At 36.5% G+C, this 26385-nt stretch carries 23 protein-coding genes; 10 read left to right on the top strand and 13 right to left on the bottom strand.

Features of this window, described 5'->3' with window-relative positions; translation table 11 throughout:
- Positions 1-343: 343 nt before the first annotated feature.
- Positions 344-1048 carry a phosphatase PAP2 family protein gene (locus EJN67_RS11205; protein ID WP_129724399.1) on the top strand — a complete coding sequence of 235 codons (705 nt, stop codon included), beginning with the start codon at positions 344-346 and terminating at the stop codon, positions 1046-1048.
- Here EJN67_RS11205 and EJN67_RS11210 read toward each other — a convergent pair.
- The 4 genes from EJN67_RS11210 to EJN67_RS11225 all read right to left on the bottom strand — a co-directional run bounded on the left by EJN67_RS11210 (position 1020) and on the right by EJN67_RS11225 (position 5111).
- Positions 1020-1964, bottom strand: a complete 945-nt coding sequence (locus tag EJN67_RS11210; RefSeq protein WP_129724400.1) for an alpha/beta hydrolase — start codon at positions 1962-1964, stop codon at positions 1020-1022. The two genes, EJN67_RS11205 and EJN67_RS11210, sit on opposite strands and share 29 nt — an antisense overlap.
- Before the next feature lie 141 nt (positions 1965-2105).
- A complete protein-coding gene (gene gltX / locus EJN67_RS11215) occupies positions 2106-3557 on the bottom strand; it encodes a glutamate--tRNA ligase (RefSeq protein WP_129724401.1) in 1452 nt (483 codons plus the stop codon).
- 244 nt (positions 3558-3801) lie between these two features.
- Positions 3802-4587, bottom strand: a complete 786-nt coding sequence (nadE, locus tag EJN67_RS11220; RefSeq protein ID WP_129724402.1) for an NAD(+) synthase — start codon at positions 4585-4587, stop codon at positions 3802-3804.
- Between the two features lie 146 nt (positions 4588-4733).
- The gene (locus tag EJN67_RS11225; RefSeq protein WP_129724403.1) at positions 4734-5111 is read right to left on the bottom strand and encodes a hypothetical protein; all 378 of its coding nucleotides are present in this window, start codon (positions 5109-5111) and stop codon (positions 4734-4736) included.
- Positions 5112-5253: 142 nt separating this feature from the next.
- Here EJN67_RS11225 and argS point away from each other — a divergent pair, with 142 nt between their 5' ends.
- The 5 genes from argS (at position 5254) to EJN67_RS14415 (ending at position 12372) form a co-directional block, all read left to right on the top strand.
- The gene (gene argS, locus EJN67_RS11230; protein WP_129724404.1) at positions 5254-6954 is read left to right on the top strand and encodes an arginine--tRNA ligase; all 1701 of its coding nucleotides are present in this window, start codon (positions 5254-5256) and stop codon (positions 6952-6954) included.
- Positions 6955-6986: 32 nt separating this feature from the next.
- A complete protein-coding gene (locus EJN67_RS11235; protein WP_129724405.1) occupies positions 6987-8057 on the top strand; it encodes an undecaprenyldiphospho-muramoylpentapeptide beta-N-acetylglucosaminyltransferase in 1071 nt (356 codons plus the stop codon).
- A 279-nt stretch (positions 8058-8336) separates the two neighbouring features.
- A complete protein-coding gene (locus tag EJN67_RS11240; protein ID WP_129724406.1) occupies positions 8337-10085 on the top strand; it encodes an ABC transporter ATP-binding protein in 1749 nt (582 codons plus the stop codon).
- Positions 10086-10100: 15 nt separating this feature from the next.
- On the top strand, positions 10101-12182 hold the full coding sequence (locus EJN67_RS11245) for an ABC transporter ATP-binding protein (RefSeq protein ID WP_129724407.1): 2082 nt from the start codon (positions 10101-10103) through the stop codon (positions 12180-12182).
- 67 nt (positions 12183-12249) lie between these two features.
- Positions 12250-12372 (top strand): hypothetical protein, encoded by a 123-nt coding sequence (locus EJN67_RS14415; RefSeq protein ID WP_279387729.1) that lies wholly within the window; start codon positions 12250-12252, stop codon positions 12370-12372.
- Positions 12373-12676: 304 nt separating this feature from the next.
- Here the strand turns inward: EJN67_RS14415 and EJN67_RS14145 are convergent, their stop codons facing one another.
- Positions 12677-12925 (bottom strand): recombinase family protein, encoded by a 249-nt coding sequence (locus EJN67_RS14145; RefSeq protein WP_207208016.1) that lies wholly within the window; start codon positions 12923-12925, stop codon positions 12677-12679.
- 424 nt (positions 12926-13349) lie between these two features.
- Here EJN67_RS14145 and EJN67_RS11255 point away from each other — a divergent pair, with 424 nt between their 5' ends.
- From EJN67_RS11255 to EJN67_RS11270, 4 genes are all read left to right on the top strand, one after another.
- Entirely contained in the window at positions 13350-14468 is a 1119-nt protein-coding gene (locus tag EJN67_RS11255) for a papain-like cysteine protease family protein (RefSeq protein ID WP_129724408.1), read from the top strand.
- A 271-nt stretch (positions 14469-14739) separates the two neighbouring features.
- Complete coding sequence (locus tag EJN67_RS11260; RefSeq protein WP_129724409.1) at positions 14740-15207, top strand: hypothetical protein; 468 nt, start codon at positions 14740-14742, stop codon at positions 15205-15207.
- An 806-nt stretch (positions 15208-16013) separates the two neighbouring features.
- Positions 16014-16226 carry a ferritin family protein gene (locus EJN67_RS11265; RefSeq protein WP_129724410.1) on the top strand — a complete coding sequence of 71 codons (213 nt, stop codon included), beginning with the start codon at positions 16014-16016 and terminating at the stop codon, positions 16224-16226.
- Positions 16227-16243: 17 nt separating this feature from the next.
- Positions 16244-16555 carry a spore coat protein gene (locus tag EJN67_RS11270; RefSeq protein ID WP_129724411.1) on the top strand — a complete coding sequence of 104 codons (312 nt, stop codon included), beginning with the start codon at positions 16244-16246 and terminating at the stop codon, positions 16553-16555.
- Positions 16556-16618: 63 nt separating this feature from the next.
- Here EJN67_RS11270 and EJN67_RS11275 read toward each other — a convergent pair whose 3' ends face one another.
- From EJN67_RS11275 to dnaA, 8 genes are all read right to left on the bottom strand, one after another.
- A complete protein-coding gene (locus EJN67_RS11275) occupies positions 16619-17692 on the bottom strand; it encodes a branched-chain amino acid aminotransferase (RefSeq protein WP_129724412.1) in 1074 nt (357 codons plus the stop codon).
- Positions 17693-17779: 87 nt separating this feature from the next.
- Complete coding sequence (gene gyrA, locus EJN67_RS11280; RefSeq protein WP_129724413.1) at positions 17780-20227, bottom strand: DNA gyrase subunit A; 2448 nt, start codon at positions 20225-20227, stop codon at positions 17780-17782.
- A gap of 24 nt (positions 20228-20251) precedes the next feature.
- The gene (gyrB, locus tag EJN67_RS11285; protein ID WP_279387730.1) at positions 20252-22150 is read right to left on the bottom strand and encodes a DNA topoisomerase (ATP-hydrolyzing) subunit B; all 1899 of its coding nucleotides are present in this window, start codon (positions 22148-22150) and stop codon (positions 20252-20254) included.
- A gap of 12 nt (positions 22151-22162) precedes the next feature.
- On the bottom strand, positions 22163-22444 hold the full coding sequence (gene remB / locus EJN67_RS14150) for an extracellular matrix regulator RemB (protein WP_207208017.1): 282 nt from the start codon (positions 22442-22444) through the stop codon (positions 22163-22165).
- Positions 22441-23553 (bottom strand): DNA replication/repair protein RecF, encoded by a 1113-nt coding sequence (recF, locus tag EJN67_RS11290; protein WP_165000848.1) that lies wholly within the window; start codon positions 23551-23553, stop codon positions 22441-22443. Before recF ends, remB begins: the two co-directional genes overlap by 4 nt.
- A complete protein-coding gene (locus EJN67_RS11295) occupies positions 23510-23770 on the bottom strand; it encodes an RNA-binding S4 domain-containing protein (protein WP_129724415.1) in 261 nt (86 codons plus the stop codon). Before EJN67_RS11295 ends, recF begins: the two co-directional genes overlap by 44 nt.
- Positions 23767-24873 carry a DNA polymerase III subunit beta gene (dnaN, locus tag EJN67_RS11300; RefSeq protein WP_129724416.1) on the bottom strand — a complete coding sequence of 369 codons (1107 nt, stop codon included), beginning with the start codon at positions 24871-24873 and terminating at the stop codon, positions 23767-23769. Before dnaN ends, EJN67_RS11295 begins: the two co-directional genes overlap by 4 nt.
- 178 nt (positions 24874-25051) lie before the next feature.
- On the bottom strand, positions 25052-26380 hold the full coding sequence (gene dnaA, locus EJN67_RS11305) for a chromosomal replication initiator protein DnaA (protein ID WP_129724417.1): 1329 nt from the start codon (positions 26378-26380) through the stop codon (positions 25052-25054).
- Between the last annotated feature and the right edge of the window lie 5 nt (positions 26381-26385).

Here is a 26385-nt window from a genome sequence, read left to right on the forward strand (position 1 = left end):
CTCCTTAATGTTTTTCGGTGTTGATTACATTATATAGGATTGACTATGCATATGGAAGACCCCTTAGTGGGGTCTTCCTCTTTTTGGAATTTAATGCCCGATGCCCATGAAAATTATACACTAACTTCGACATTTTTTTATATTATACCTTATACTCCAAACTTCAGTTCAATATTATTCTCATTTTTGGTCATCATTTTTTTACTTCTTATAATATGCCCAATATACCTATTTATATAAAGTTTTAATCTATTATTTTTTTACCTTTTCTTGAATATCGAACTGTAATAGTGGCGATAAATAATACTATCTATAAATCATAAATCTTAAGGAGGAAACATATATGAACCGTGTAAAAAAATTTATACGTGGACATAGCCACTTTTACCTGCTCTTTATTTTTGTTCCACTATTAATGTGGTTTTCATATTGTGAAAAGAATATTGTACCTGAATATATACTCCATACCGCCCTTGATAATAAGATACCTTTTATAAAAGTATTTATAATACCATATGTCATATGGTACTTTTACGTAGCCTTTGGCCTTATATATACAGGCATAAATTCAAAAGAGGCCTTTTATAGACTTTTAATCTTTATATCAGGTGGCATGGCTGTATGCTACATATTATATATGCTATTCCCAAATGGTCAGGATTTAAGACCAGATATTACCGAAACGGATATGCTATCAAGGGCAATAAAATTTTTATATACTATAGACACACCTACAAATGTATGCCCAAGCATCCATGTTTTCAATTCCATTGGAGTGGATGCGGCACTGCGTAATCTATATGCTTTTAGCAATAATAAAAAAAAGATATCATTTTTCTTAATGATATCAATATGCCTATCTACAATATTTGTAAAACAGCATTCCATTATAGATGTTATATATGGCACTTTACTGGCTGCAATATTCTATATTCCCCTGTATGCCATACCCAATATAAAACTCTACAAATCATACAACAAAAAATTCTATAGTCTTTTGGACATATTCAAGATAGCAGTTAATTACAAACCTTTTCCATATGACTAGCCAGCCATACCAGAATGTCCCTTACTACTTCATCCCTGTTTATTTCATTCAACATCTCATGCCTGCCATCCTTGTACAATTTATAGCTTACATCCTTTATACCAAGTCCTTTATATGCCTTCACAAGCTTCGGAACACCTTTTCCCATCTTACCTACAGGATCCTTGTCTCCCCCAAATATATATATTGGCAAATCCTTTGGTACATTTCCCATATTTTCTTTCTTAAATATCTCCTTCATACCACTTAGAAAATCATAATAGAAGCTTGTAGTAAATATACCACCACAATATGGATCCTTTATATATTTATCTACTTCATTTTCATCTCTACTTAACCAGTCAAAATCAGTTCTATTTGGGCTGAATTTTTTATTATATCCTCCAAAACTCATATCGTTTAAACGTGGGCTCTTTGCCTTTGGACCATTTTTGTCCATTTCCTTTTGGGCCATACGTATACCTATATTCACAATGGGCCCTGGGTTGCATGATGTGCCTGATAATATAACTCCTTGAATATCTTTTCCATAAAGAGAAATATAGCGCTGTGATAAAAATGAGCCCATACTATGTCCAAAAAGAAATAAGGGGAAATTAGGATTTTCCACATTTCGAATAAATTTGGTGAGTTCTTTCATATCTAATACCATACGATTAAAACCATCAGGACCTATATAACCTACTTCATCCAAACTTTTAGCCGTCTTGCCATGGCCTCTGTGATCATTGGCATATACTATATATCCGTCATCTGTGAGACTTTTTGCAAAGGACTCATATCTCCCTGCCGTCTCCGCCATACCATGGGCTATCTGCACAACAGCCTTGCCCTGCCTATCGCCATCCGGTGACCACTTGTATACAAATATGTCTAATCCATCTGATGCCTTAAAATTAAAGGTTTCTTTATACATTTTAATCACCCCACATGCAAAATATGCTCTTAATTTACTGGTATGCTAAATTACAAAATATATGTTGTATATATATAATGGTTTTTAGTAAAAAGGCCAAGGGTATTTTATAAACCTCGGCCTTTTTAACTTCTTTATAAATCATTTCGAAAGCTTGTCTATACCTATCCTTAGTCTTCTTAAAGTTTCTTCCTTCCCAAGTAGCCCAGCCAGTTCAATAGCCCCGCCTGGCGTAAACTTCTTGCCTGATAATGCCGTACGTACGGGCCACAATACCTGACCATTTTTTACACCCATATCCTTTACCAAATCCATTAGAATATCATGTATGATCTCTTCTTCCCATTTATCCAGTTTCTCCAGAACATCATACGCCCTTATAAGGGCCTCCTTTGAATTTTCAAGGTTGGTCTTCATCTTCTTATGAACGTATAAGTCCACATCATACTCTGGTAATTTTTCTACAAAATCTATATTCTCAGGTATTTCGCTCAATACCTCTGTTCTTACATGTAAAAGCTTACTAAGTTTCATAGGATCTATATCAGCATCTTTTATTACTTCTTTATAATAGGGAAGGGCTAATTCGTGGAACTCTTCTAATGATTTTCGTCTTATATGTTCCCCATTCATCCATCTTAATTTATTAGGATCAAATATAGCAGAAGATTTATTGAGTCCTTTTATAGAAAATGCCTGTATAAGCTCATCAAGCGTAAATACTTCCTGTTCCGTCCCCGGACTCCAGCCTAAAAGTGCTATATAGTTTATAATAGCCTCTTTTAAATAGCCCTTATTATAAAAATCTTCAAAAGAAGCATCCCCTTCACGTTTACTAAGCTTTTTCCCATTATCCTTCATTATAAGGGGCAAATGTATATAATTTGGTATTTCCCATCCAAATGCCTTATAAAGTAGATTATACTTTGGTGTAGATGATAGATATTCACTTCCCCTTACTACGTGTGTAATACCCATAAGATGGTCATCTACTACGTTGGCAAAATTATATGTGGGCATACCATCTGATTTTATAAGTATATTGTCATCTAGTGTTTCATTTTCCACGGCAATCTTGCCATATACCTCATCCTTAAAAGTAGTAACCCCCCTATCGGGTATGCGTTGCCTTATGACATACTCTTCACCATTTGCTATGCGATCCTCTATCTCAGCCTTACTTAGGCTTCTACAATACCCATCATACTTAAAGGGCATCTTCCTAGCCTCGCAGTCATGGCGCAGATTTTCAAGTCTTTCCTTAGTACAAAAACAGTAATATGCATCTCCCGATTCTACCAATTTTTGAGCATATTCCTTGTATATATCCTGTCTCTCACTCTGCACATATGGTCCGTATGGCCCTCCTATATCGGGACCTTCATCATGCTTCATACCTACTATATTCAAGGTATTATATATAACATCAACAGCCCCTTCTACATAACGACCCTGATCGGTATCCTCTATTCTCAATATAAATTTTCCATTGTGCTTTTTTGCTATAAGATATGCATAGAGAGCTGTCCTAAGGTTACCTATATGCATATAACCTGTAGGGCTTGGGGCAAATCTAGTCCTTACCTCGTTCATATTTCATCCTCCTATATTAATATAGCCTTTCACTCAAAACGCATGAAAGGCTATGGCTTGTCAAATTAAGTATAGTACTATGCTTACCATCGTGTCAAGCAAATATAAGCATTAGTTTTCTTTATATTTGTGGACTTTTAGGCAGTTCCCTAAGTGGGGAAGAAAGCTCCATGAGGCGTTTTATATATGCAATCTGGGATATATCGCATCTAGCCTCCTCGGCGATTTTTTCCTCATCAAGGCCCTATTCAAGTCCAGCAATGGCCATATCCAAACTTTCGTAAGATATACCTAAAACATCCTCATCTCCCATGCCAGGCATAAGATCCGGGGCGGGAGCCTTGTTTATTATACTATCCGGCACCATAATGGCCTTTGATAATTCTATTATCTGAGTTTTATAGAAAGGCAGGAGTGGTTGTATATCCGCTGCCGCATCTCCATATTTAACAAAAAACCCAGTCATATACTCGCTCTTATTGGCAGTACCAAGAACCATATAGTTATTTATCTCCCCGTAGTAATACAGGTATGTCATGCGTATACGATGTTTTGTATTTATATATGCTATATGCTTTTGGAGCTCCCTATCCCCTTCTCCACCCTTTAGCATGCGCAAGAATGTGGGCTCATTATCCCTAGATAACTTTTTATTTTTATTGTATACATACTTTTCCTGAAAAGATCTAGGCACGTAGAAGGCGGGAGGCTCAAGGCCGTATACCCCTATCTTCCTTAGTATGGGCTTTATATCTATCTCTTTAAATGATATACCAAGCACATCTGCAAGCATCCTAGCATCGTTGTAGCTTTTCTTGCTAGTATCCCGTTCAGGCATGAATATGCCCATTACATTCTCCTTGCCTACAGCCCTTACTGCTAAGTATGCAACCAGTGCTGAATCTAATCCTCCACTTATGCCCAGTATGCAGCCGGCCTTATGGGATTTTTCCATGCTTGTTCCTATAAAATCTTCAAGCTTTTTGCATGTATCATGGGGATTTTGTATAACCAACCTCTCCTTTATCATATTGCCAATCCTTTCACCATATTTTACTATTATTATACCACATTTTTATCTATGAAAATACAACAAAGGTTATTATTTCCCATTCATAAGTATTTAATATAAATTATATTGTTCTATTATTTTTAGATTATATAGCAATATAAATATTATGCATAAACAGATTTAATTTGTACAAGCCCGTTTAGCTTAATTATAAAATAATCCTCTCCTGCAGGCGTTACGGTGATATCATACCAACTGCCAAATAGAAATACGCTGCCTGATATGCTATAGATCCCCTTTAATAAGATCCTTGTAAATAGTTCGTATATATCCTTGTCCATATTAGGCATAAGCCTTATTATGTTTGATATCGTCCTACCCATGATAAACTTTCTATCCAATTCTATAATGTTTTGAAATGTTTCATTTATAAGGGTAAACATATAATCTGGATACATATAAGATGTACCATCTGCCTTACGTAGACAGGCCAAACCATATATTTTGTCCATTAGATCCACTCCCGCCTTTATCCTTTTCATATTTTTCTCTTCTCGCCATGATTATTATGTCCAATATTGGCAATATAGAACAAAATAAATGTTCATACTGTTTTTTTTTAAGCCCATATGGTATGATAAAATGAAAAGAAAATACATAATAATAAGTAAAAGGAGCATAGATATGTTTGACGTAAAGGAGATAGTAGCAAACTCTTTAGCTCCCCTTATTCCGTCTTTCAATAAAAACAGCTTATACGATATGCTGGAGTACCCTCCAAACCCTGAAATGGGGGATGTGGCTCTACCTTGCTTTAAATTGAGCAAGGTATATAAAAAAGCTCCTGCTTTGATAGCAGATGAGCTTTTAAAAAATATACCCCAATCAGAATATTTTGAAAAGGTGGAGGCGGTATCCGGTTATTTAAACTTCTTTATAAATAAGTCCCTTTTTATTAAGACAGTAATAGGGGAGATATTAGATAAGGACACGAAATATGGTGCCAGTGATATTGGAAATGGCAAAAATGTTGTAATAGACTACTCAGCACCAAATATTGCAAAACCATTTCACGTGGGACATTTAAGATCTACTTCAATAGGTAATGCTCTATATAAAATATTTGAATTTATGGGCTATAACTGCATTGGAGTAAACCACTTAGGCGATTGGGGTACACAATTCGGCAAGCTTATAGTCGCCTATAAAAAGTGGGGAGATGCAAAAAGGATAGAACAAAATGGTATAAAGGAACTTATGGATATATACGTAAGATTCCATACAGAAGCAGAAAAGGATCCTACTTTAGATGATGAAGCAAGGGCATGGTTTGCCAAGATGGAACATGGAGATGAAGAAGCCCTAAAACTTTGGCAATGGTTTAAGGATATAAGCCTTAAGGAATTCAAAAGGATATATGACCTTATGGGGATAAAATTTGATTCCTATGCCGGAGAAAGCTTCTATAATGACAAGATGGAAGCTGTAATAGAAGAATTAAAGGAAAAGGATCTCCTAAAGGAAAGCCAGGGGGCTATGATAGTAGATCTAGATGAATACGATATGCCACCTTGCATGATATTAAAAAAAGATGGCAGTTCATTATATGCTACTCGTGATATAGCTGCTGCCATATACAGAAAAAACGAATATAATTTTGATAAATGTATATATGTAACAGCTGCTGCCCAAGCGCTGCATTTTAAACAGTGGTTTAAAGTGGTAGAGCTTATGGAATATGATTGGGCAAAGGATCTGGTTCATGTACCATTTGGCCTAGTAAGTCTAGGAGGCGAAAAGCTGGCCACCCGCAAGGGAAAGGTAGTGCTCTTGGAGGATATACTAAATAAGGCCATGGAAAAGACGCTTGAAACCATAGAAGCTAAAAATCCAAACCTAGAAGGCAAGGAAGAAATAGCTAGGGAAATGGGTGTAGGCGCTGTTATATTCAGTGATCTAAGTGCCAACAGAATAAAGGACGTATCCTTTTCATGGGATGAGATATTAAACTTTGACGGAGAAACGGGACCATATGTACAGTATACCCATGCAAGGGCATGCAGCGTACTAAAAAAGGCCGATGAAGAGGTTAATAGTGCATTTAACAGTGAACTGTTAGATTCCAAAGAAGAATACCAATTGGCAAAGACACTTAAACTTTTCCCTGAAAGGGTAATACAGGCCATGGAGGACCTAGAGCCTTCCATAATAACCAGGTATTTAGTGGATTTAGCACAGGCATTTAACAGATTTTATAATACCCACTCCATACTAGTGGATGACAATGATTTAAGGACAGCCCGTCTAGCTATGGTAAAATCCACAAAGATCACATTGGCGAACGGCCTTAAGCTCATAGGCCTAAGCACACCTGAAAGGGTTTAAAATAGTATTTTTCATCTAGGAGGCTGTATGCTTTGGATAGAATAGTGCTTACAGGTGGAGGAACTGCAGGGCATGTAACACCAAACATTGCCCTTATCCCCCATTTGATAGAAAAAGGATATGAGATCCATTATATAGGTACAAAAAATGGTATAGAACATAACCTCATATCCCAATATAATAATGTTACATATCATTCTGTACAATCAGGTAAATTGAGAAGATACAGGGATATAAAAAATCTTACCGACCCTTTTAAGGTTATATATGGGGTAGGCCAGTCGGCCAGTATAATACGAAAATTAAAGCCCAGCATAGTATTTTCAAAGGGTGGTTTTGTATCGGTACCGGTAGTTATAGGTGCATGGATGAACCATATACCGGTAATAGTGCACGAATCGGATATAACACCTGGACTTGCTAATAAAATAGCAACTAAATTTGCCAAAAAGGTATGCACAACCTTTCCTGAAACAGTAGATCATTTTAAGGATGGAAAGGCTGAATACACTGGCACCCCCATAAGGCGGGAGCTATTAGAGGGAAGTGCCAAAAAGGGCCTTGAAATATGTCAATTTAACGGACAAAAACCGGTACTCATGATAATGGGTGGGAGTTTAGGGGCAGTAGCTGTGAATAACTGCATAAGGGATATCATAAAAAAACTTATTAACAAATTTGATGTTATCCACATATGTGGAAAAGGTAATATAGATGAAAAATACAACGACCTTCAAGGTTATGCACAGTTTGAATACGTATCAGATGACCTTCCACATTTGATGGCTGCAGCCGATATTATAGTCTCAAGGGCGGGAGCCAATTCCATATACGAGTTTTTAGCCCTTAAAAAGCCTTGTCTTTTAATACCTCTGCCCCTAAGTGCCAGCAGAGGGGATCAGATTTTAAATGCAAAATCCTTTGAAAAACAGGGCTTCAGCAAGGTTTTAATGCAGGAAGATATGAATATAGATACTTTATATATATCTATATTAGATCTTTATAATAATAAAAATAAATATATACAGGCAATGTCAAAACAAGATCACGCAAATAGCCTGGATAAAATACTTAGTATAATAGATCAATACGCAAAAGAGTAGGTTTAAACCTACTCTTTTTTTTGGATGTTGATAACATATCCAAAGAGTTATCCACAAGTCTTGGGATAGTTTTTTGAGAATAACACTAATAATCCCCAGACTTATCCACACTGTCCACATATAAGCTGTGGAGTTTTTCCACATCTCTTTCACAGAAATTATCCACAATAGACAAAATTCCATCAACTACATTTATTGTAATGATATTTTTTGCCTTTTGTTGTATAATGTATAAATACCAAATTAGAAAATCAGTAAAAATTACCTGGAGGGAATTAAATGGGTAGATATGACCTTATAAAGGACTTTGTAAAAAGACATAAATGGAAATACATATTAGGTATATGTTTTATTCTTGGCGTTGATATATTACAGCTTATATTTCCAAAGCTATTGGGCTATATAACCGATGAACTGCAAAAAAGCAATATAGATATGAAAATGATATCAAAATACATACTATTTCTACTGGGTATAGCATTAGGGGTCATGATATGCAGGTATCTATTTAGAATATTTATATTTGGCACAGAGAAAAAACTAGATTACGAGCTTAGAAAAAAATTATTTGATCATCTTTTAACCCTGTCCCCTTCATTTTATAATACGCATAAGACCGGAGATCTTATGGCCCATGCTACAAACGATGTAAATGCCGTACGCATGGCTATGGGTACTGGTGTGCTCCTTAGCACAGACACCCTATTCCTTACCATATCAGTACTTGTAATAATGTTTAAAACTATAGATGTAAAATTAACATTCATGGTTTTGATACCTCTATTGTCAATAGGTATTCTATCTATATTCTTTGGCAAAGTAGTACATAAGCGATTTACCGCCGTACAGGAGGCCTTTTCCGGCCTCACCGATAAGGTACAGGAAACCTTATCAGGTATTAGGGTAGTAAAATCCTTTGTACAGGAAGAATATGAAAAGGCGAATTTTGAAGAGGTAAGCACTAATGCATTCGATAAAAATATGAAGATGGCAAAACTTTGGGGTGCTGCCCTTCCCTTTGCACAATTTGTAGCCACTATAAGCTTTATAATAATGATCGGATACGGTGGCATTAAAGTTATGTATGGAGATATTTCCCTTGGGGACTTTATAGCATTTAACACCTATCTTGGTATGCTAGTATGGCCCATGATGGCCTTTGGTTGGGTAATAAGCTTAATCCAAAGGGGATTAGCATCCCTTGATAGATTAAATAGTATAATGTGCATAAAACCGGAGATAACAGATAAGGAGGCTGGTGACATAAGGAAGATACAAGGTCATATACTATTTGATAATCTCACTTTTTCATATATGAACGATGATAAACCGGTATTGAAAAACATAAACCTTGATATACCTTCCGGCAGCACCCTTGCAATAACCGGTGGTACTGGCAGTGGCAAAACCACACTGGTAAACCTCATACTCCGTATGTATGAAGGATATATATCAGGCAATATCTATATAGATGGGCATGAATTAAAGAAAATACCACTATCCGCACTTCGGAGGAATATAGGATATGTACCGCAGGATAATTTTTTATTCTCTTCTACACTCAAGGAGAATATCGCATTCGGAAATATAGATGCCAGCATGGAAGATATAGAACAATCAACTAAAATAGCACAGGTATATGACGATATATTATCTTTTCCAGAAGGTTTTGATACGATAGTAGGGGAGAGGGGTGTCACATTATCAGGTGGTCAAAAACAGCGTGTATCAATAGCCAGGGCAATAATACTAGATCCCAAAATCCTTATAATGGACGATGCCCTCTCAGCTGTGGACACTCAAACAGAAGAAATAATACTAAATAACCTCAAAAATATACTTGCTAAAAGAACAAGCATAATAATAGCCCATAGAATATCCACTATAGAAAATGCAGATAATATAATCTTTTTAGAAGGCGGGGAAATAGTAGAACAGGGGACCCATGAGGAACTTTTAGCATTAAAGGGCAAATACTATGACCTATATCAAAGGCAGCTTCTAGAAGAACAGGTAGAAGAGGCTTAGAGAGGAGTGAAAACTATGGATAATTACGAAATGGAAGAACAGATGGAAAAGGGATATGACAGAGCCCTTATGAAACGTCTTTTAAAATTTGCCAAGCCATATTGGCATCTAATACTTATATCCATACTGCTTTTATTGGTACTTACTGTAGGTGATCTTGCAAGACCTTACTTCATAAAGATGGCTATAGATGACCATATAAATGTCTATGGAAGACAATATATGGTCTTTGATAAAGGAAAAGGGCCACAAAAAGGCATTATATTTGATAATAAGGAATGGGTCCAGCTTGACAAAAAAAATAACACTAATATAGATGGTGGGAAAATATATGCATTTTTACAATATGGTAAAGACGCATATATGGTGGAAGGTGAATTACCAAAGGATAAACAGGATATATCCATAATACAAAAAAATCAAGCATACTATATAAAAACTCCTGACAAAGAAATTTCTGCAATTCCTATCCCTAAAGATAACTTAAAACTATTTAGAGCTCCTGATGTGGAAGCACTAAAAAAACTCGCTATAATCTTTTTGATCCTCATAATTGTGATTTTGATAATAAACTACATACAGGTAATTTTACTCCAGTATACTGGCCAAAGGATAATATATGATATGAGAAATCAAATATTTTCCCACCTATTGAATCTATCCCTATCTTTTTATGATAAAAACCCAGTGGGAAAATTAGTAACCCGTATAACAAATGATACAGAGACTTTAAATGAGATGTATACAGGAGTACTTGTAAATATGTTTAAAGACATCTTTATGTTGATAGGCATAATAGTCATAATGTTTAGGATAAATACCAAACTGGCGCTTATAAGTATGGCATCCATGCCAGTTATAGTATTGATAACCATTGTATTTAGAACAAAGGCCCGAAAGGCCCATAGGGAGGTACGTACACAGCTGTCTAAAATAAATACGTTCTTATCCGAACATATATCGGGTATGCGTATAATACAGATATTCAATCAAGAAAAAAGAAAACAAGGGGAGTTTAACGATGTAAATAATAAATATTATGATGCATCCATGAGGGAGACTAAGCTATTTGCCATATTTCGTCCTGCCATGGAGATGATATATTCCCTTGCATTGGCCCTTCTTGTATGGTATGGCGCTAGAAATATACTAAAGGGTGAAATACAATTTGGTGTACTCTTTGCATTTATAAGTTATCTGCAGATGTTTTTTCAACCGATAAATGATATGACTGAAAAATATAATATAATGCAATCTGCCATGGCAGCATCTGAAAAGATATTTTATCTATTAGATCAAGATGATATAATTCCGCAAATACAAAATCCTGTGCATATTAATAAGATTAACGGTAAAATAGAATTTCAAAATGTATGGTTTGCTTATGAGGATGAGGATTGGGTACTAAGGGATGTAAGTTTTACGATAAATCCAGGTGAAGCAGTGGCATTTGTCGGTGCTACCGGTGCAGGCAAAACATCTATAATAAGCCTTATATGTAGATTTTATGATATACAAAAAGGACGCATACTCATAGATGGCATTCCGATTCAAGATATTTCCCTAGATGATTTAAGAAAGAACATAGGTGTAGTTCTACAGGATGTATTTCTTTTTACCGGTGATATAGAGTCTAATATTCGCCTAAATAACCAAAATATTTCCCAGGAAAATATCGTAGAAATATCTAAATACGTAAATGCGGATACATTTATAGAAAAACTGCCAAATAAATATGAAGAAAAGGTAATGGAGAGGGGATCGACATTATCTTCTGGTCAAAGACAGCTATTAGCTTTTGCACGAGCTTTGGCATTTAATCCATCCATATTGGTACTAGACGAAGCCACGGCCAATATAGATACGGAAACGGAAATGCTTATACAAGAGGCACTAGCAAAGCTCATAAAGGGACGTACTACCATTGCCATAGCCCACAGACTATCTACAATACAACACGCTGACAAGATAATAGTACTCCATAAAGGTAAAATACGTGAGATGGGCAACCATGAAGAATTGTTAAAACAGAAAGGTCTCTATTACAGGCTTTATGAATTGCAATATAAAAATCACAAAAAAGATGAAGTTGTATAAAAACTTCATCTTTTTTTAATATTCCTCATTTTTTGGGTAAAACTAATACGGAAAGGAGGCTTTATGTATGGAACTTACCAATAAGGAAAAAATGCTTCTAGAGGATCAACTGCAAGCAGAATATCTATCACAAGAGCGTTTTTATCGTCCGGGTGCTTACGATAGCCATATGGAGCAAACGCCCCGATAAATTCCCCGTTGCGCCGTTTTATATCCAGTGTTTCCCGTACCTTGTCGGGGGTTTCCGCACAGTGGTTTTCATTCAACACGCCTTGAATGGAAACAACAGCTATGCTCCGCATGTTCTGCGGTTCTTTATAACTGTCTAATGACTGATGATACACAGAGATAAAACGTACATCGTGACGGGGAAACCAGTCGTCCAGATAGTAACCCTAGTCAGCATAGTTTCCGAAAGAACGTGCAAGTTCTTTCACAATCACACAGTTGATTTTACCCTTTTGAATGTCCTCCAACATTCTTTGAAAATCATCCTATTCATCGTCTGTAGTACCGGAAATACCATCGTCAATATAATAGTCAACAATTATGTATTCGTTCCCATCATCAAAACTGGCGATATGCTCCTTGATGATTTCTTTCTGATTCGATACACTTTCCGATTCGTCTTTTTTGTCTAAATCTTCTTTTGATAGGCGGATATAAATTGCAATTCTCCAAACCCGAAATCTTGTTACTGCTGCGGGCTTGTTGTCAATTTCTACACAACTTCTGCGTAGCATATAGCTCCTTTCCCTATCACATTACATATATATTATACCACGCTATCAGTAGTCAAATAATGTTGCGAACAGCTAACAAAACCTGTCCAAGATATAGCTTCGGGCCAACATTAACCCAAAGTAAGTAGCGTCGCTTTGCTCCTTCTTATTATTTTCAAAATAAAAGATATTAAATAGCTAATGATTAGTTGCAAAAATACTTTCAAAATTATATATATATTCTAACTCCGAAATATCGTAATAAAACTGTAATATTTTGTCGAATGATAAATCTTGTATAAAAGTAGAAACAGATATATAATAAAGACAGAAAGTAAATAATTGTTAATACCCAAGTCTAATTTGAAAGGCTGATTCCAATGTCCAATGAAGATAGTTAATCATCAGTAGTCCAATATTTTAAGTTAGGAAGTGAGGTGTAATTATGAAGATGAAAAAAATTATCTCGTATGCGTTGTCAGCGGCTCTTATGTTGGGAATGTGTAGTGTACCCGCTTTTGCGGCGGAGCCTACACAAGACGCTACAGGGTGCTATGCCATTACAGAAGAAACACCAACGGAAATTCTTGAATATGCGAAAGGCGAGTTCCCCGAATTTTTAGGAGAACACTTAGTTAATAATGGAATTGACGCAAGTGGAAGGCAGTATTCTCTGGGGTATCCTATCAACCTTCAAGAATCAGGAGGCGTTAATCGCATTTATGATTTTCCTGTTATGCAAGATGGTAAGATTTTTGCAATTCTAACGATTTATGATGACGGCGGCGAATATTATACACAATTTGAAGAAAACTTGATGGCCGAAAAATTGAATACATTGCAGAATGAAACCTCTAAAACAGCCCCTATTACTTTTGTTTCAAATGACACTGGATTTTTCGCAGTAGTAAACGATTGTGTGGAGCCGCTTACACCAGATAGCGAGATTGAAAATGCAAATGCTGTTTCCTTGATGAAAGGGAACACTGTCGGTAATGTTGTAAATATTACTGATACACTTTCTGTAGCAGACGGTAACGGCATCGATCTTATGGAAGCCAGTAATCCTAGTCCGTTAGGAGTTGTATGTGTTCCTCAAACAGACGATGGAACTTTTGATGGTAAACAAATGGAATGGTGTGGTGCTGCGGTTTCGGCTGCAATTATCAACTATAAAAAGGGAACCTCTCTAACAGCTAAAGATGTAACAATAGAGGCGTTAGGTTCTGCTAAAGATGAAGGACTAACAAATGCCGAAGTTATTTCTATAGGTAAAAATCATGGATTATCACCGAAATCAGGTAATCCTTTAAGTTATTCATCTGTTAAGACAGAAATTAACGGATACCGTCCGGTTTATATGCAAATGCAAAGAAAATCTGATGAGGGTAAAAAATACCATGCACTAACCTTGATTGGATATAGTTCTTCTAAATATACTGTTCTAAATCCTTGGCAAAGTAGCAGTATAACGCTTACCAAAAAAGATAATGGTAGCGATGTAACCTATGTAACAGGAACAAGAACATATAAATGGTATACAAGTGTTTATAACTGGAAATAAAAGTTCTTGTTTTTGGGGGAGAGTGATTTTAAATCACTCTCCCCCTTGTTACGAAATGTACGCTCTCGAAAACTCTGAGAGCTTTATTTTTCTATATTTCAAGGTTCAGCTTTTTAGCTTCAACCCTACTTTTTGTCTAATTTAAACTTTAAAATTTCCAGCTCTATTTACCGTTATTTTCTTTGTCTGCTTAATATTACAGCTTAAAATTCAATGCATTTTCCTTCAAAATAGAGTTATGTTAACTAAATCTATTTTGGAGTTTTTTTATATGTCACGTGATTGCCAACTTTATAAGGATTATCAGGAAGGCCTAAAGCAAAAGCTATTGATTCATCAAGAAAAAGAAAAAAGCAGGTTGGCTAGCCTAGATAAATCCATCACAAAGCTTTATCTACTAGACCTTGATAACCTGCTTCCCATAGTCAAGCCTTTATATGCTGATTGCGGCCGACCAGCCAAAAATCAGCAAGGGATCATTCGGTCTCTGATATTAATACTTGACCTACAAGAATATTCTATCACAAATTGGGCTTTAAGAGTAAGGAATGATTTACTTTTATTTGATATTTGTGGTTTCGATTCTACTAGTGCTCCTTCTGTTGCTTCATACTACGATCTTCTTATTCGTTTATGGATGGCATCACATATTCAACATGTAACTGGTAAGCTTAAGTTAAAGCGTTTTGAACCTAGACCTCTGTCGCTTTTGACGGTTCTACCTATTACTCAGGTGTAAGCCATTACGGTGTAAAAGTTTGCAACTGCAGGTCTAAAAGGTATATACACTGGGGCTATTGTAAACCTAAGGGCATTAAATACAGGTGTTGGGTTGCATGCCATGGTCTAGAACCTCCTAAAGAGTGTAAATTCTTATGGTAGTGTAATATATTTAAAACCTAACCATGATCCTAGAATATTTACACCGATACCACGGTATTCAAAAGCATTTAAAGGCAAATTTAAAACCAGAACATCCGTTGAACGCTCGAATAAGAGAATGTTTGTTGATTATTCTATTGAGCACGCACGTTCACGATGCTCTATGATGAGGTTTGCTTTTGCTACCTTTGCTGCTATAAATATTCATCAATCAACTAGTATACCCTCAATAAAGACGCTTATTTTGGGTCTTATTTCCCAATTACTTTTCGAGAGGCTACGAAATAGAATAGCATAAATTACTCAAAGATACTAAAATATTAAATAAGTAAAAATAAAACATAGAACATAGTAAAATCAAGCCATTTTTAAGGGACTAATCGTAACAGGATATAACAAGATTTCTCCTAACCCCTCCGCCCCTTTCCCTAAGAAAAAGGGAACAGCTCAAAGGAATTTATACCCCCATCGCCTGATTACCTCTTAGCAGGGGCAAAAAATCTGTCCCTGCTATCCCATCGGCGACGGAAAATATATACCCTTCGAGCTTCTATGAATTGCAATATAAAAATCATAAAAAAGATGAAGTTGTATAAAAACTTCATCTTTTTTTAATATTCCTCATTTTTTGGGTAAAACTAATACGGAAAGGAGGCTTTATGTATGGAACTTACCAATAAGGAAAAAATGCTTCTAGAGGATCAACTGCAAGCAGAATATCTATGTATAAGCAAATATAAATCGTACGAAACTCAGGCAGTAGATCCGGAAATAAAGTATATTTTTAATATGGTTTATAAACAGGAACAGCAACATGCCAATGCTATAAAAGATCTACTAATACAAGGAGGATTTGAACCTCCTCAACAACAATAAAAGTGGGAGGATAAAGGATGTCACAGAATCAACTATCTGAAAAAGATATGCTTCAAGATTCCATAACAATTGAAAAACAAATATCATCATCATATGATACTACCATAATGGAATCTGTAAATGATCAAATAATAAAAACTCTACAGGACATACAACGTGAAGAACAAAATCATGCAAAACTGTTTATGGAAGCTATGAATAAAAGAGGATGGTATAGTGTAGAACCATCACACCCGAGTCAATATGCTCAAGATGCAGTAAATAAACAAATATCAGCACAGGTTCAACCCCGCATACAGGAACTAGATAATCAACTAAACGGAGAATAAGAATAGCGGGTACATTTGAAAGTAAAAATGTACCCGCCCTTTTTTATAACTCCTTATCAAAGTCTATTCATAAATATTTTTTACCCAGCCAAATATATCTTCTTCCGTTCCCCTTTGTATCCCAGTTATCTTGTTGTAAATTAACTTTGAAAATTCGCCCATTTCATTATTATTTATTTCTATTACATTATCATCCCAGCACATAACACCTACTGGAGAAATTACTGCAGCCGTACCAGTACCGAATACCTCCTTGAGCCTTCCCTGTTTGTGAGCCTCATATACTTCGTCTATTGATATAAGACGCTCTTCCACCTTATACCCCATATGCTCGGCCATAGTAACAACAGAGTCCCTAGTAATACCTCCTAGTATACTTCCTACCTCCAAGGTCGGGGTGACCAATGTATCATCAATCTTAAAGAATATATTCATGGTACCTACTTCTTCTACATACTTATGCTGGCAGCCATCTAACCACAGTACCTGGGTATATCCCTTTTCCTTTGCCTTTTCTGCCGCGTACAAACTAGCTGCATAGTTACCTGCTGTTTTTGCAAAACCCATACCGCCTTTTACAGCCCTTACATATTCATCTGTAACATATATCTTTACAGGCTTTATACCTTCGGCATAATAGGCGCCTACGGGAGAGAGTATTATAAAAAATCTATAAGTATGTGAGGGTCTAACACCTAAAGAACAATCCATTGATATTATAAGAGGTCTTATATAAAGTGCAGTGCCTTCAGCTGTAGGAATCCAATCCTTATCTATATCAAGGAGAGTCTTCAATCCTTGCCATACGAGCTTTTCATCTACCTGCGGTATACACAGACGCTCTGCCGACCTATTAAGACGTGCTATACCGTTTAGAGGGCGAAATACTACCGGATCACCATTTTTATTTCTATATGCCTTCATACCCTCAAATATAGCCTGCCCATAATGGAATACCATCATAGAAGGTTCCACCGCAAAAGGCCCATAGGGCTCAACCCTAGGATTATGCCATCCATCTTCTATATCATAATCCATTACAAACATATGATCTGTAAATATAGCACCAAAACCAAGTGCCTTTTCATCTGGTTTTTGCTTTGGACTGTTAGTTCTAATTATCCTTATATTTTCCATTACAATCCTTCCTCTCTCACCTCATGGATATTTTCCCATTATTATATCAGATTGTATAATTATGCGCCAGTTTTTATTGAAATATTTTTATTCTTCTTCTTCCTCTTCTTCTTCCTTATCAACCCGTGCTATAGATACTACCTCTTCGCCTTCGTCCATACGCATAAGCATAACGCCTTGAGTATTCCTTCCCATAACCGATATATCCTTAGCCGGCATCCTTATTATGACACCTTCTGAATTTATCATCATTATATCGTCATCATCTGTAACTACTTTTAATGCAACCAAGTCGCCTGTCTTTTCGGTAAGATTCATGGTCTTTATACCCTTACCACCTCTCCTGGTTACGCGATATTCTTCAAATTTTGTACGCTTTCCATAACCATGTTGACTGACAGATAATATATCACCATGCTCACCTAATATCTGCATATCTATAACATACTCTCCATCATCCAAAGACATGGATTTTACACCAGCTGCATTCCTTCCCATGGGTCTTACCTCCGATTCATTAAATCTTATGGCTAATCCCCTATTGGAAGCAATCATAATTTCTCTGTCTCCATCTGTCAATTGCACCTTTATGAGTTCATCATTCTCTTTTAAATTTATGGCTATTATGCCACCTTTTCTGATATTTGTAAATTCATCCAATGAACTCTTCTTTATAGTTCCATTTTTAGTAGCCATGACTAGATAATAGCCTTCTTCAAAGTCGTCTATAGGAATAAATGCCTGTACCTTTTCCCCAGGGGATAACTCCAATAGATTTATCATAGCAGTTCCCTTTGCCTGGCGGCCGGCTTCAGGAATTTGATAGCCCTTTAACTCATAAACCCTACCTAAACTGGTGAAGAATAAGAGCCTTTGATGGGTAGAGGTTATAAATATATCCTCTACAAAATCCTCTTCCCTTGTAGACAGGCCTGTTATCCCCCTCCCGCCTCTACGTTGGCTTTTGTATGTATCAAGGGGCGTACGCTTTACATAGCCATAGTGTGTAAGGGTAATAACGACGTCATGCTCGTCTATAAGATCCTCTATGTCTATTTCCCCTTCGGCGGGAGCTATCTCCGTTCTCCGTTCATCACCAAACTTCGCCTTTATCTCCAGAAGCTCCTCTTTTATTATGTCATAGAGCATATCCTCATTTGCAAGTATTGACTGGAGGTATTCTATGGTTTTTTGAAGCTCTCCATACTCCTCCTCTATCTTTTCCCTCTCTAGGCCTGTCAAACGTTGAAGTCTCATATCCAATATTGCCTGTGCCTGTTTTTCAGATAGATTAAAATTATCTATAAGACCTTTCTTTGCTATTTGGACCGTTTTAGAACCCCTTATAAGGCGTATAACAGCATCTATATGGTCCAAAGCTATAAGTAGTCCCTCTAATATATGAGACCGGTCTAGAGCCTTATTTAGGTCATAGCGTGTACGTCTGGTTATAACGTCCTTTTGGTGATCTATATAATGAAAAATCACGCTCTTTATATTCATAACCCGAGGCTGCCCGTCAACAAGTGCAAGCATTATAACGCCAAAGGTCTCCTGCATCTGGGTATGCTTAAATAGATAGTTAAGCACCACATTTGGATTTATATCCCGCTTAAGTTCTATTACCATGCGCATACCATTTCTATCAGATTCATCCCTTATATCCGATATACCCTCAATACGCTTTTCCCTTACCATTTGGGCAATTTTCTCTATAAGGCGAGCCTTATTCACCATATAGGGAAGCTCTGTAACTATTATTCTACTCTTATTTCCGGACATCTCCTCTATAGAAGTACGTGCCCTAGTAATTACCTTACCCCTACCTGTGCTATAGTACGATCTTATAGCATCTTTACCAAGTATTATTCCCCCTGTCGGGAAGTCTGGTCCTTTTATATATGTACCAATTTCATCTATTGACATATCAGGGTTATCTATAAGTGCTATTACTCCATCTATTACCTCATTCAAATTATGAGGTGGAATATTGGTTGCCATACCTACTGCTATACCAGATGACCCATTTACCAAAAGATTTGGAAATCTAGATGGCAAAACCACCGGTTCTTTAAGGGTTTCATCAAAGTTTGGCATAAAATCTACTGTTTCTTTATTTATATCCCTCAAAAGTTCCATTGAAATCTTTGACATTCTAGCTTCAGTATACCTCATGGCAGCAGCTGAATCACCATCTATGGAACCAAAGTTACCATGCCCATCTACCAGTAGGTAACGTATAGAAAAATCTTGAGCCATCCTTACCATGGTATCGTAAACAGCCGAATCACCATGGGGATGATATTTACCTAAAACATCACCGACAATCCTTGCTGATTTTCTATATGGTTTGTCAGGAGTCACTCCCAATTCATACATGGAATACAATACCCTTCGATGTACCGGTTTTAAACCATCACGCACATCTGGGATAGCTCTACTTACTATAACGCTCATGGCATAATCTATATAAGATTTTTTCATCTCGTCTTCTATATCAACGTCAATAATATTCTGCTCATTTACCCCATCCATAAGACATTCCTCTTTCTATCGTTGTTATATATCAAGGTTTTTAACCAATTTTGCATTTTGATGTATAAATCTCCGCCTTGGTTCTACCTTGTCACCCATGAGTGTAGTAAATATCTCATCGGCAGCAATGGCATCATCCATAGTAACCTTAAGAAGAGTTCTAGTACTTGGATCCATTGTAGTCTCCCAAAGCTGTTCCGGATTCATTTCACCAAGACCTTTATACCGCTGTATACCTATACCATCCCGTCCTATATCGTTCAATAGATTCTCAAGCTGTTCGTCACTATATACATAATGTTCTGCTTTCCCCTTCGCTATTTTATATAAAGGCGGCTGAGCAATGTATACATGCCCATTCTGTATAAGCGGTCTCATATATCTGTAGAAGAACGTTAAAAGCAAAGTCCTTATATGACTACCATCTACATCAGCATCGGTCATACATATTATCCTATGATATCTTAATTTACTTATATCAAATTCTTCACCTATACCTGCACCAAAGGCAGTTATCATGGCCTTTATCTCTTCATTTGCCAATATCTTATCAAGGCGGGTCTTCTCTACGTTTAAAATTTTACCTCTTAAAGGTAATATGGCTTGGAATTCCCTATCACGTCCTTGCTTTGCAGATCCGCCAGCAGAATCACCCTCTACTATAAATATCTCACTTTTAGCAGGATCCCGTTCGCTACAATCCGCTAACTTGCCTGGTAGTGAGGTACTATCAAGGGCACTCTTTCTTCTAGCTAGCTCCCTTGCCTTCCTAGCTGCTTCCCTGGCCCTTGAAGAGCTCAAAGCCTTTTCTATTATAATCTTACCTGAACTCGGATTTTCCTCCAAAAAGACTTCTAAGCCTTCACTTACTATATTTTCCACCAACCCACGTACTTCACTATTCCCTAGCTTTGTTTTAGTCTGGCCTTCAAACTGTGGGTTTAAAAGCTTTACGCTTATAACAGCTGTTAATCCCTCCCTTACATCCTCTCCAGAGAGATTTGATTCATTCTGCTTTATATAGTTATTTTTACGTGCATAGTCATTCATGGCACGGGTAAGGGCAGATCTAAAACCACTTAAATGGGTACCACCTTCATATGTATCTATATTATTTGCAAATGAATATACATTCTCCAGGTATGAATCATTATATTGCATAGCTACCTCAACCATTATGTCATCCTTTTTGCCGCTTATATATATTGGTTCTTTATGCAATACACTCTTGTTCTTGTTCAAATACTCTACAAATGATACTATGCCACCCTCATAATGTAGTTCCTTCTTTTGGCCATCCCTTTTATCTTCAAGTATAATTCTTATACCTTTGTTTAAAAATGCCAACTCCCTAAGTCGTTTTTTTAGTGTATCAAAATTAAAGTTGGTATCTTCAAATATAATTGGGTCTGGCTTAAATATAATAGTGGTCCCGGTTCTATCGGTATCCCCTATTATCTGAAGGGTAGATTTGGGCTTTCCACGCTCATATTCCTGGTGATGTATATGTCCCTCCCTCTCAATCTCTACTATTAGCCATTCAGATAGGGCATTTACTACAGACATACCTACACCATGCAGACCACCGGATACCCTGTATCCTTCACCACCAAATTTTCCTCCTGCATGCAGTACCGTCATTGCTACTTCGACGGCCGGCTTTCCCATCTTATGGTGCATACCTACAGGTATACCCCTGCCATCATCCATTACCTTTACTGAACAGTCTTCGTTTATACATACATATATATTGCTGCAATATCCGGCTAAGGCCTCATCTATACTATTATCCACTATCTCATATACTAGATGATGTAGTCCTTTTGGCCCGGTACTGCCTATATACATACCTGGACGTTTTCTAACGGCCTCAAGGCCCTCTAATACCTGTATATCATTTTCATCATAGTTATGTTTTGCCATATATATCTCCCTCTATTTTAAATCTTTTTCTCCTGATATGTTTTTTATAAAATCGCTACGCTTTAAAAGTGTAGTAGAAGATATTGGTGATATAAAAACAACTGGCTTTTTATCCACCTCAGATATTATAAAGGTCTTTGGCGGGTCATCAGATACCTTTCTTATAAAGCCTTCCTGTTTTGCTACCTGCAGAAATTCTTTATTTATAGGAGAAAAATTCATCGTATCTATATCAATTATTGCTATTATATCCTTTGTCCTTACCGTAGCATCGCCACCTAAATGCAATATCATATCACACCTCCATTTTGTATTGTAAATACCTGACCATTATCCAAATTCGCCTTAGGTATCCCCTTCAGGCTAGTGCTAGTTATAATTGTCTGTACATCTCCTATTATATCCAATAGCATTTCCTGACGATATTCATCCAATTCAGACATCACATCATCTAGAAGCAATATTGGATATTCGCCCGTTTCCCTATGCATTATTTCGATTTCTGATAGCTTTAGAGATAATACAGAGCTTCTCTGCTGACCTTGCGAACCAAATGTCCTTATATCTACATCATTTATAACAAACGCAAGATCGTCCCTATGGCATCCACTACTGGTAGTACCCCTCATTATATCAAAATCTCTATTTTTCTGTAATTGTTCAAAAAAATTATCCTTTATATGATCTACACCCTGATCTTTGTACTTTATGGACGATTTATAAAAAAATTCCAGATTTTCCGCCCCAAATGAAATATCCCTATGGATATGATTTGCAGATTCCATAAGCATCCTCACAAATTTATACCGTTCATTTATTATGTAGGCACCGGTATGGGACAGTTGTTCATCCCATACCGGCAATGTCTTTTTGAGGTTTGGTCTGATATTTATTTCTTTTAAAAGGTTATTCCTTTGAAGTAATATCTTATTATACTGCTGTAGATTATAAAAATAACGCGGTTTTATCTGGGATATCTCCATATCCATAAAACGACGCCGTTCAGCTGGGCCATCCTTTATAATCCTTAGATCTTCAGGAGAAAAAACTACGCTATTTAAATGACCCATAAGCTCTCCCATCCTTTTTATCTGAACACCGTTTATCTTTATTCTCTTTTTTTCTTGAAGATTTAGATATAGCTCTATTACACTAGTTCCTGATCTTTTTATAACCGTATTTTTTACATAGGACTGCCCCTTGCCCCATTTTATCAATTCCTTATCCCTAGGAGTTCTATAGGATCTCCCAGTTGAGCTCATAGATATCGATTCCAATATGTTGGTTTTACCCTGGGCGTTTTTGCCTATTAAAAGTATCAAATTGGAATTAAATGAAATATTGAGCTTCTCGTAGTTTCTAAAGTTTATCAGCGTCAGCTCCTTTAGGTACAAAATCTGCACTTCCTTCCCCAACCACTAAAAACTCTTCATAACCATCAACTCTTATCTTGTCCCCTACATATACCTTCTTTCCCCTTCTGTACTCCACACTACCATTTAAAGATACCAATCCCTGCTTAATTATTTCACTGGCCTCTGCTCCAGTTTGTACAATATTTGCCCATTTCAATAGCTGATTTAGCTTTATAAATGGGGTATGTATAGTAACTTTTTTCATGAGTACAACCTCACAGGCAACAATAGGTACGTATAGTTTTCCCCTTCAAGTGGTCTTATAACACAGGGATTTATATTGGTAGTAAAGTCCATGCATATCTCATCATCTTCTATAGCACGTAATATCTCCATCAAATACCGCCCGTTAAAGGCTATTTCTATATCATTTCCTTCTAGTATTACAGGTAATTCCTCATATGCCTGTCCTAGTTCCGAATTTGAGGTTATTATCATTTTATTATCATGCATAGATAATTTTATAAGATTATTATCACCATCTTTGGCTATCAGCGATGCTCTCTCTATACTATTATACAGTATTTTTGTATCCAATTTAACACGAATTTTATAATCCTGGGGTATAATTTGTTTGTAATTTATAAACTGCCCTTCCAATAATCGTGTTATTATTCTTGTATATCCCATATCGAAGAGGGCATGTCTATCTCCTATGGTTATACTAATTTTTTGGTCTGAGTTCCCAATTATTTTACTTATTTCATTTAATGCCCTTCCTGGAATTACCGCATTTATGTCGTTTGTTCCGTTACCTATACTGCCATTTCGCACTGCCAACCTATAGCCATCAAGACATGATATGGTCATTTTTTTATCATGAATTTCCAGCAAGGCCCCTGTATATATGGGTCTTGTCTCTTCAGAGGCAACTGCAAATATGGTTTGTTGGATCATATTCTTAAAGAGATCCTGCTCTATTTCCACAGGATTATGTTCTTCTATCCTTTCCATCTCTGGATATTCGTCTGGAGCAAGACCTTGTATAATTATACGAGAATTATAGCACTCGATCTTAACTGTATAATTATCCATGACAGTAATTTCCACATCTCCGTCGGGAAATTTTCTTATTATGTCAGCAAAAAGTCTTGCTGGTATTACTATGCTTCCTTCCTCTAAAGTTTTGCACTCTATGTAAGTTTCTATTCCCAATAGATCAAGACTCATTCCTATCATATTTACAACGTCTTTCATTGCTTTTATATAAATACCTTCCAAGATTGGAAGAGTGGTGCGGGGGGAAATGGCTTTTTGTACGGTATTTATCCCCTCCATAAGCTTTTTTTGTGTACAAATAAATTTCATCTTAACACCTCCGGAAGTTGTTGTATATTATTATATATAGATAGTAGTAGTAGTAGTAGGGGCTGTGGATTTGTGGATAATATGAGACAAGCATCATATATCCACAAGTAATGGTGTGGACTATATGTGGACAAGGTAGTTGATACAATATTGTTATCCACAAAACTGTCTAAAAACCCTACTTTTCCTGTATTTCTTTTGTAAGATCTTCTACCAGTCTTTTAATTTTTGTGTCATTCTTCATATCACCGGCAATTTTGTCGCATGCATGTATCACGGTAGTATGATCTCTCCCGCCAAAATCATCTCCTATCTTGGGTAAGGACATATCGGTTAATTGTCGACAAAGATACATGGCTATCTGCCTTGGATAAGCTATTGACCTGTTGCGTTTTTTGGATTTAAAATCATCGATCTTTAATTTAAATCTATCTGCAACTATCTCTTGTATAAGGGCGCTTGTGATCTCTTTAGGTTTATTATTTGCTATTATATCCCTTAAGGCTTCTTCAGCTACCGATATATCAAGTTTATTATTATTTAGGGATGAAAAGGCCACTATACGTGTCAAGGCGCCTTCTAGCTCCCTTATATTTGATTCTATTTTTTTTGCTATAAACAGCAGTATTTCATCATCTATCTCTATATTTTCTAGTTCTGCTTTTTTCTTTAAAATAGCCACCCTAGTTTCAAGGTCGGGAGGCTGGATATCGGCTATTAATCCCCATTCAAAACGGGAGCGTAATCTATCTTCCAAGGTGGGTATTTCCTTTGGAGGACGATCGCTCGATATTATTATCTGCTTATTAGCCTCATGTAGAGAGTTAAAGGTATGGAAAAACTCTTCCTGGGTTCTTTCCTTTCCTGCTATAAATTGTATATCATCTATTAAAAGTACATCATTATTTCTGTATCTATCGCGAAATTCGGCATTTTTATCGTCTCTTATGGAATTTATAAGCTCGTTTGTGAATTTTTCTGAAGATACGTACATTACACGGCTTTTTGGATTTTGAGCCAAAATAAAATGGCCTATGGCGTGCATAAGATGCGTTTTGCCAAGGCCGACACCACCGTATATAAAGAGCGGGTTATATGCCTTGGCGGGAGCTTCTGCTGCTGCGAGGCATGCGGCATGGGCAAAACGGTTGCTGTTTCCTATTACAAACGTATCAAAGGTATATTTTGGATTCAGCATGCAGTTTATATCCGGACCGTTTTCATCATTTTTTTTATTGTCCAAATACTTATCCACATCGGATGATAATATAAATATAATATTATATGGTTTGGAACATACTTGTTTTATAGCATTTGCTATAAGGCTAGTATACCTGGTCTCCAATATACTTTTTGTAAAATCATTTGGAACGCATAGAATAAGGTCATCATCTTTTGAAGTAATGGGTTCTATGGTTTTTATCCAAGTATCAAAACTAACATCGGTCAGCTCGCCTTTTATAACCTCCAATGCCTCTTGCCAGATTTCTTGAATTTGCTTGTCCATGGAAA

The sequence above is a fragment of the Xylanivirga thermophila genome, assembly GCF_004138105.1.
GTDB classification, from domain to species: domain Bacteria; phylum Bacillota; class Clostridia; order Caldicoprobacterales; family Xylanivirgaceae; genus Xylanivirga; species Xylanivirga thermophila.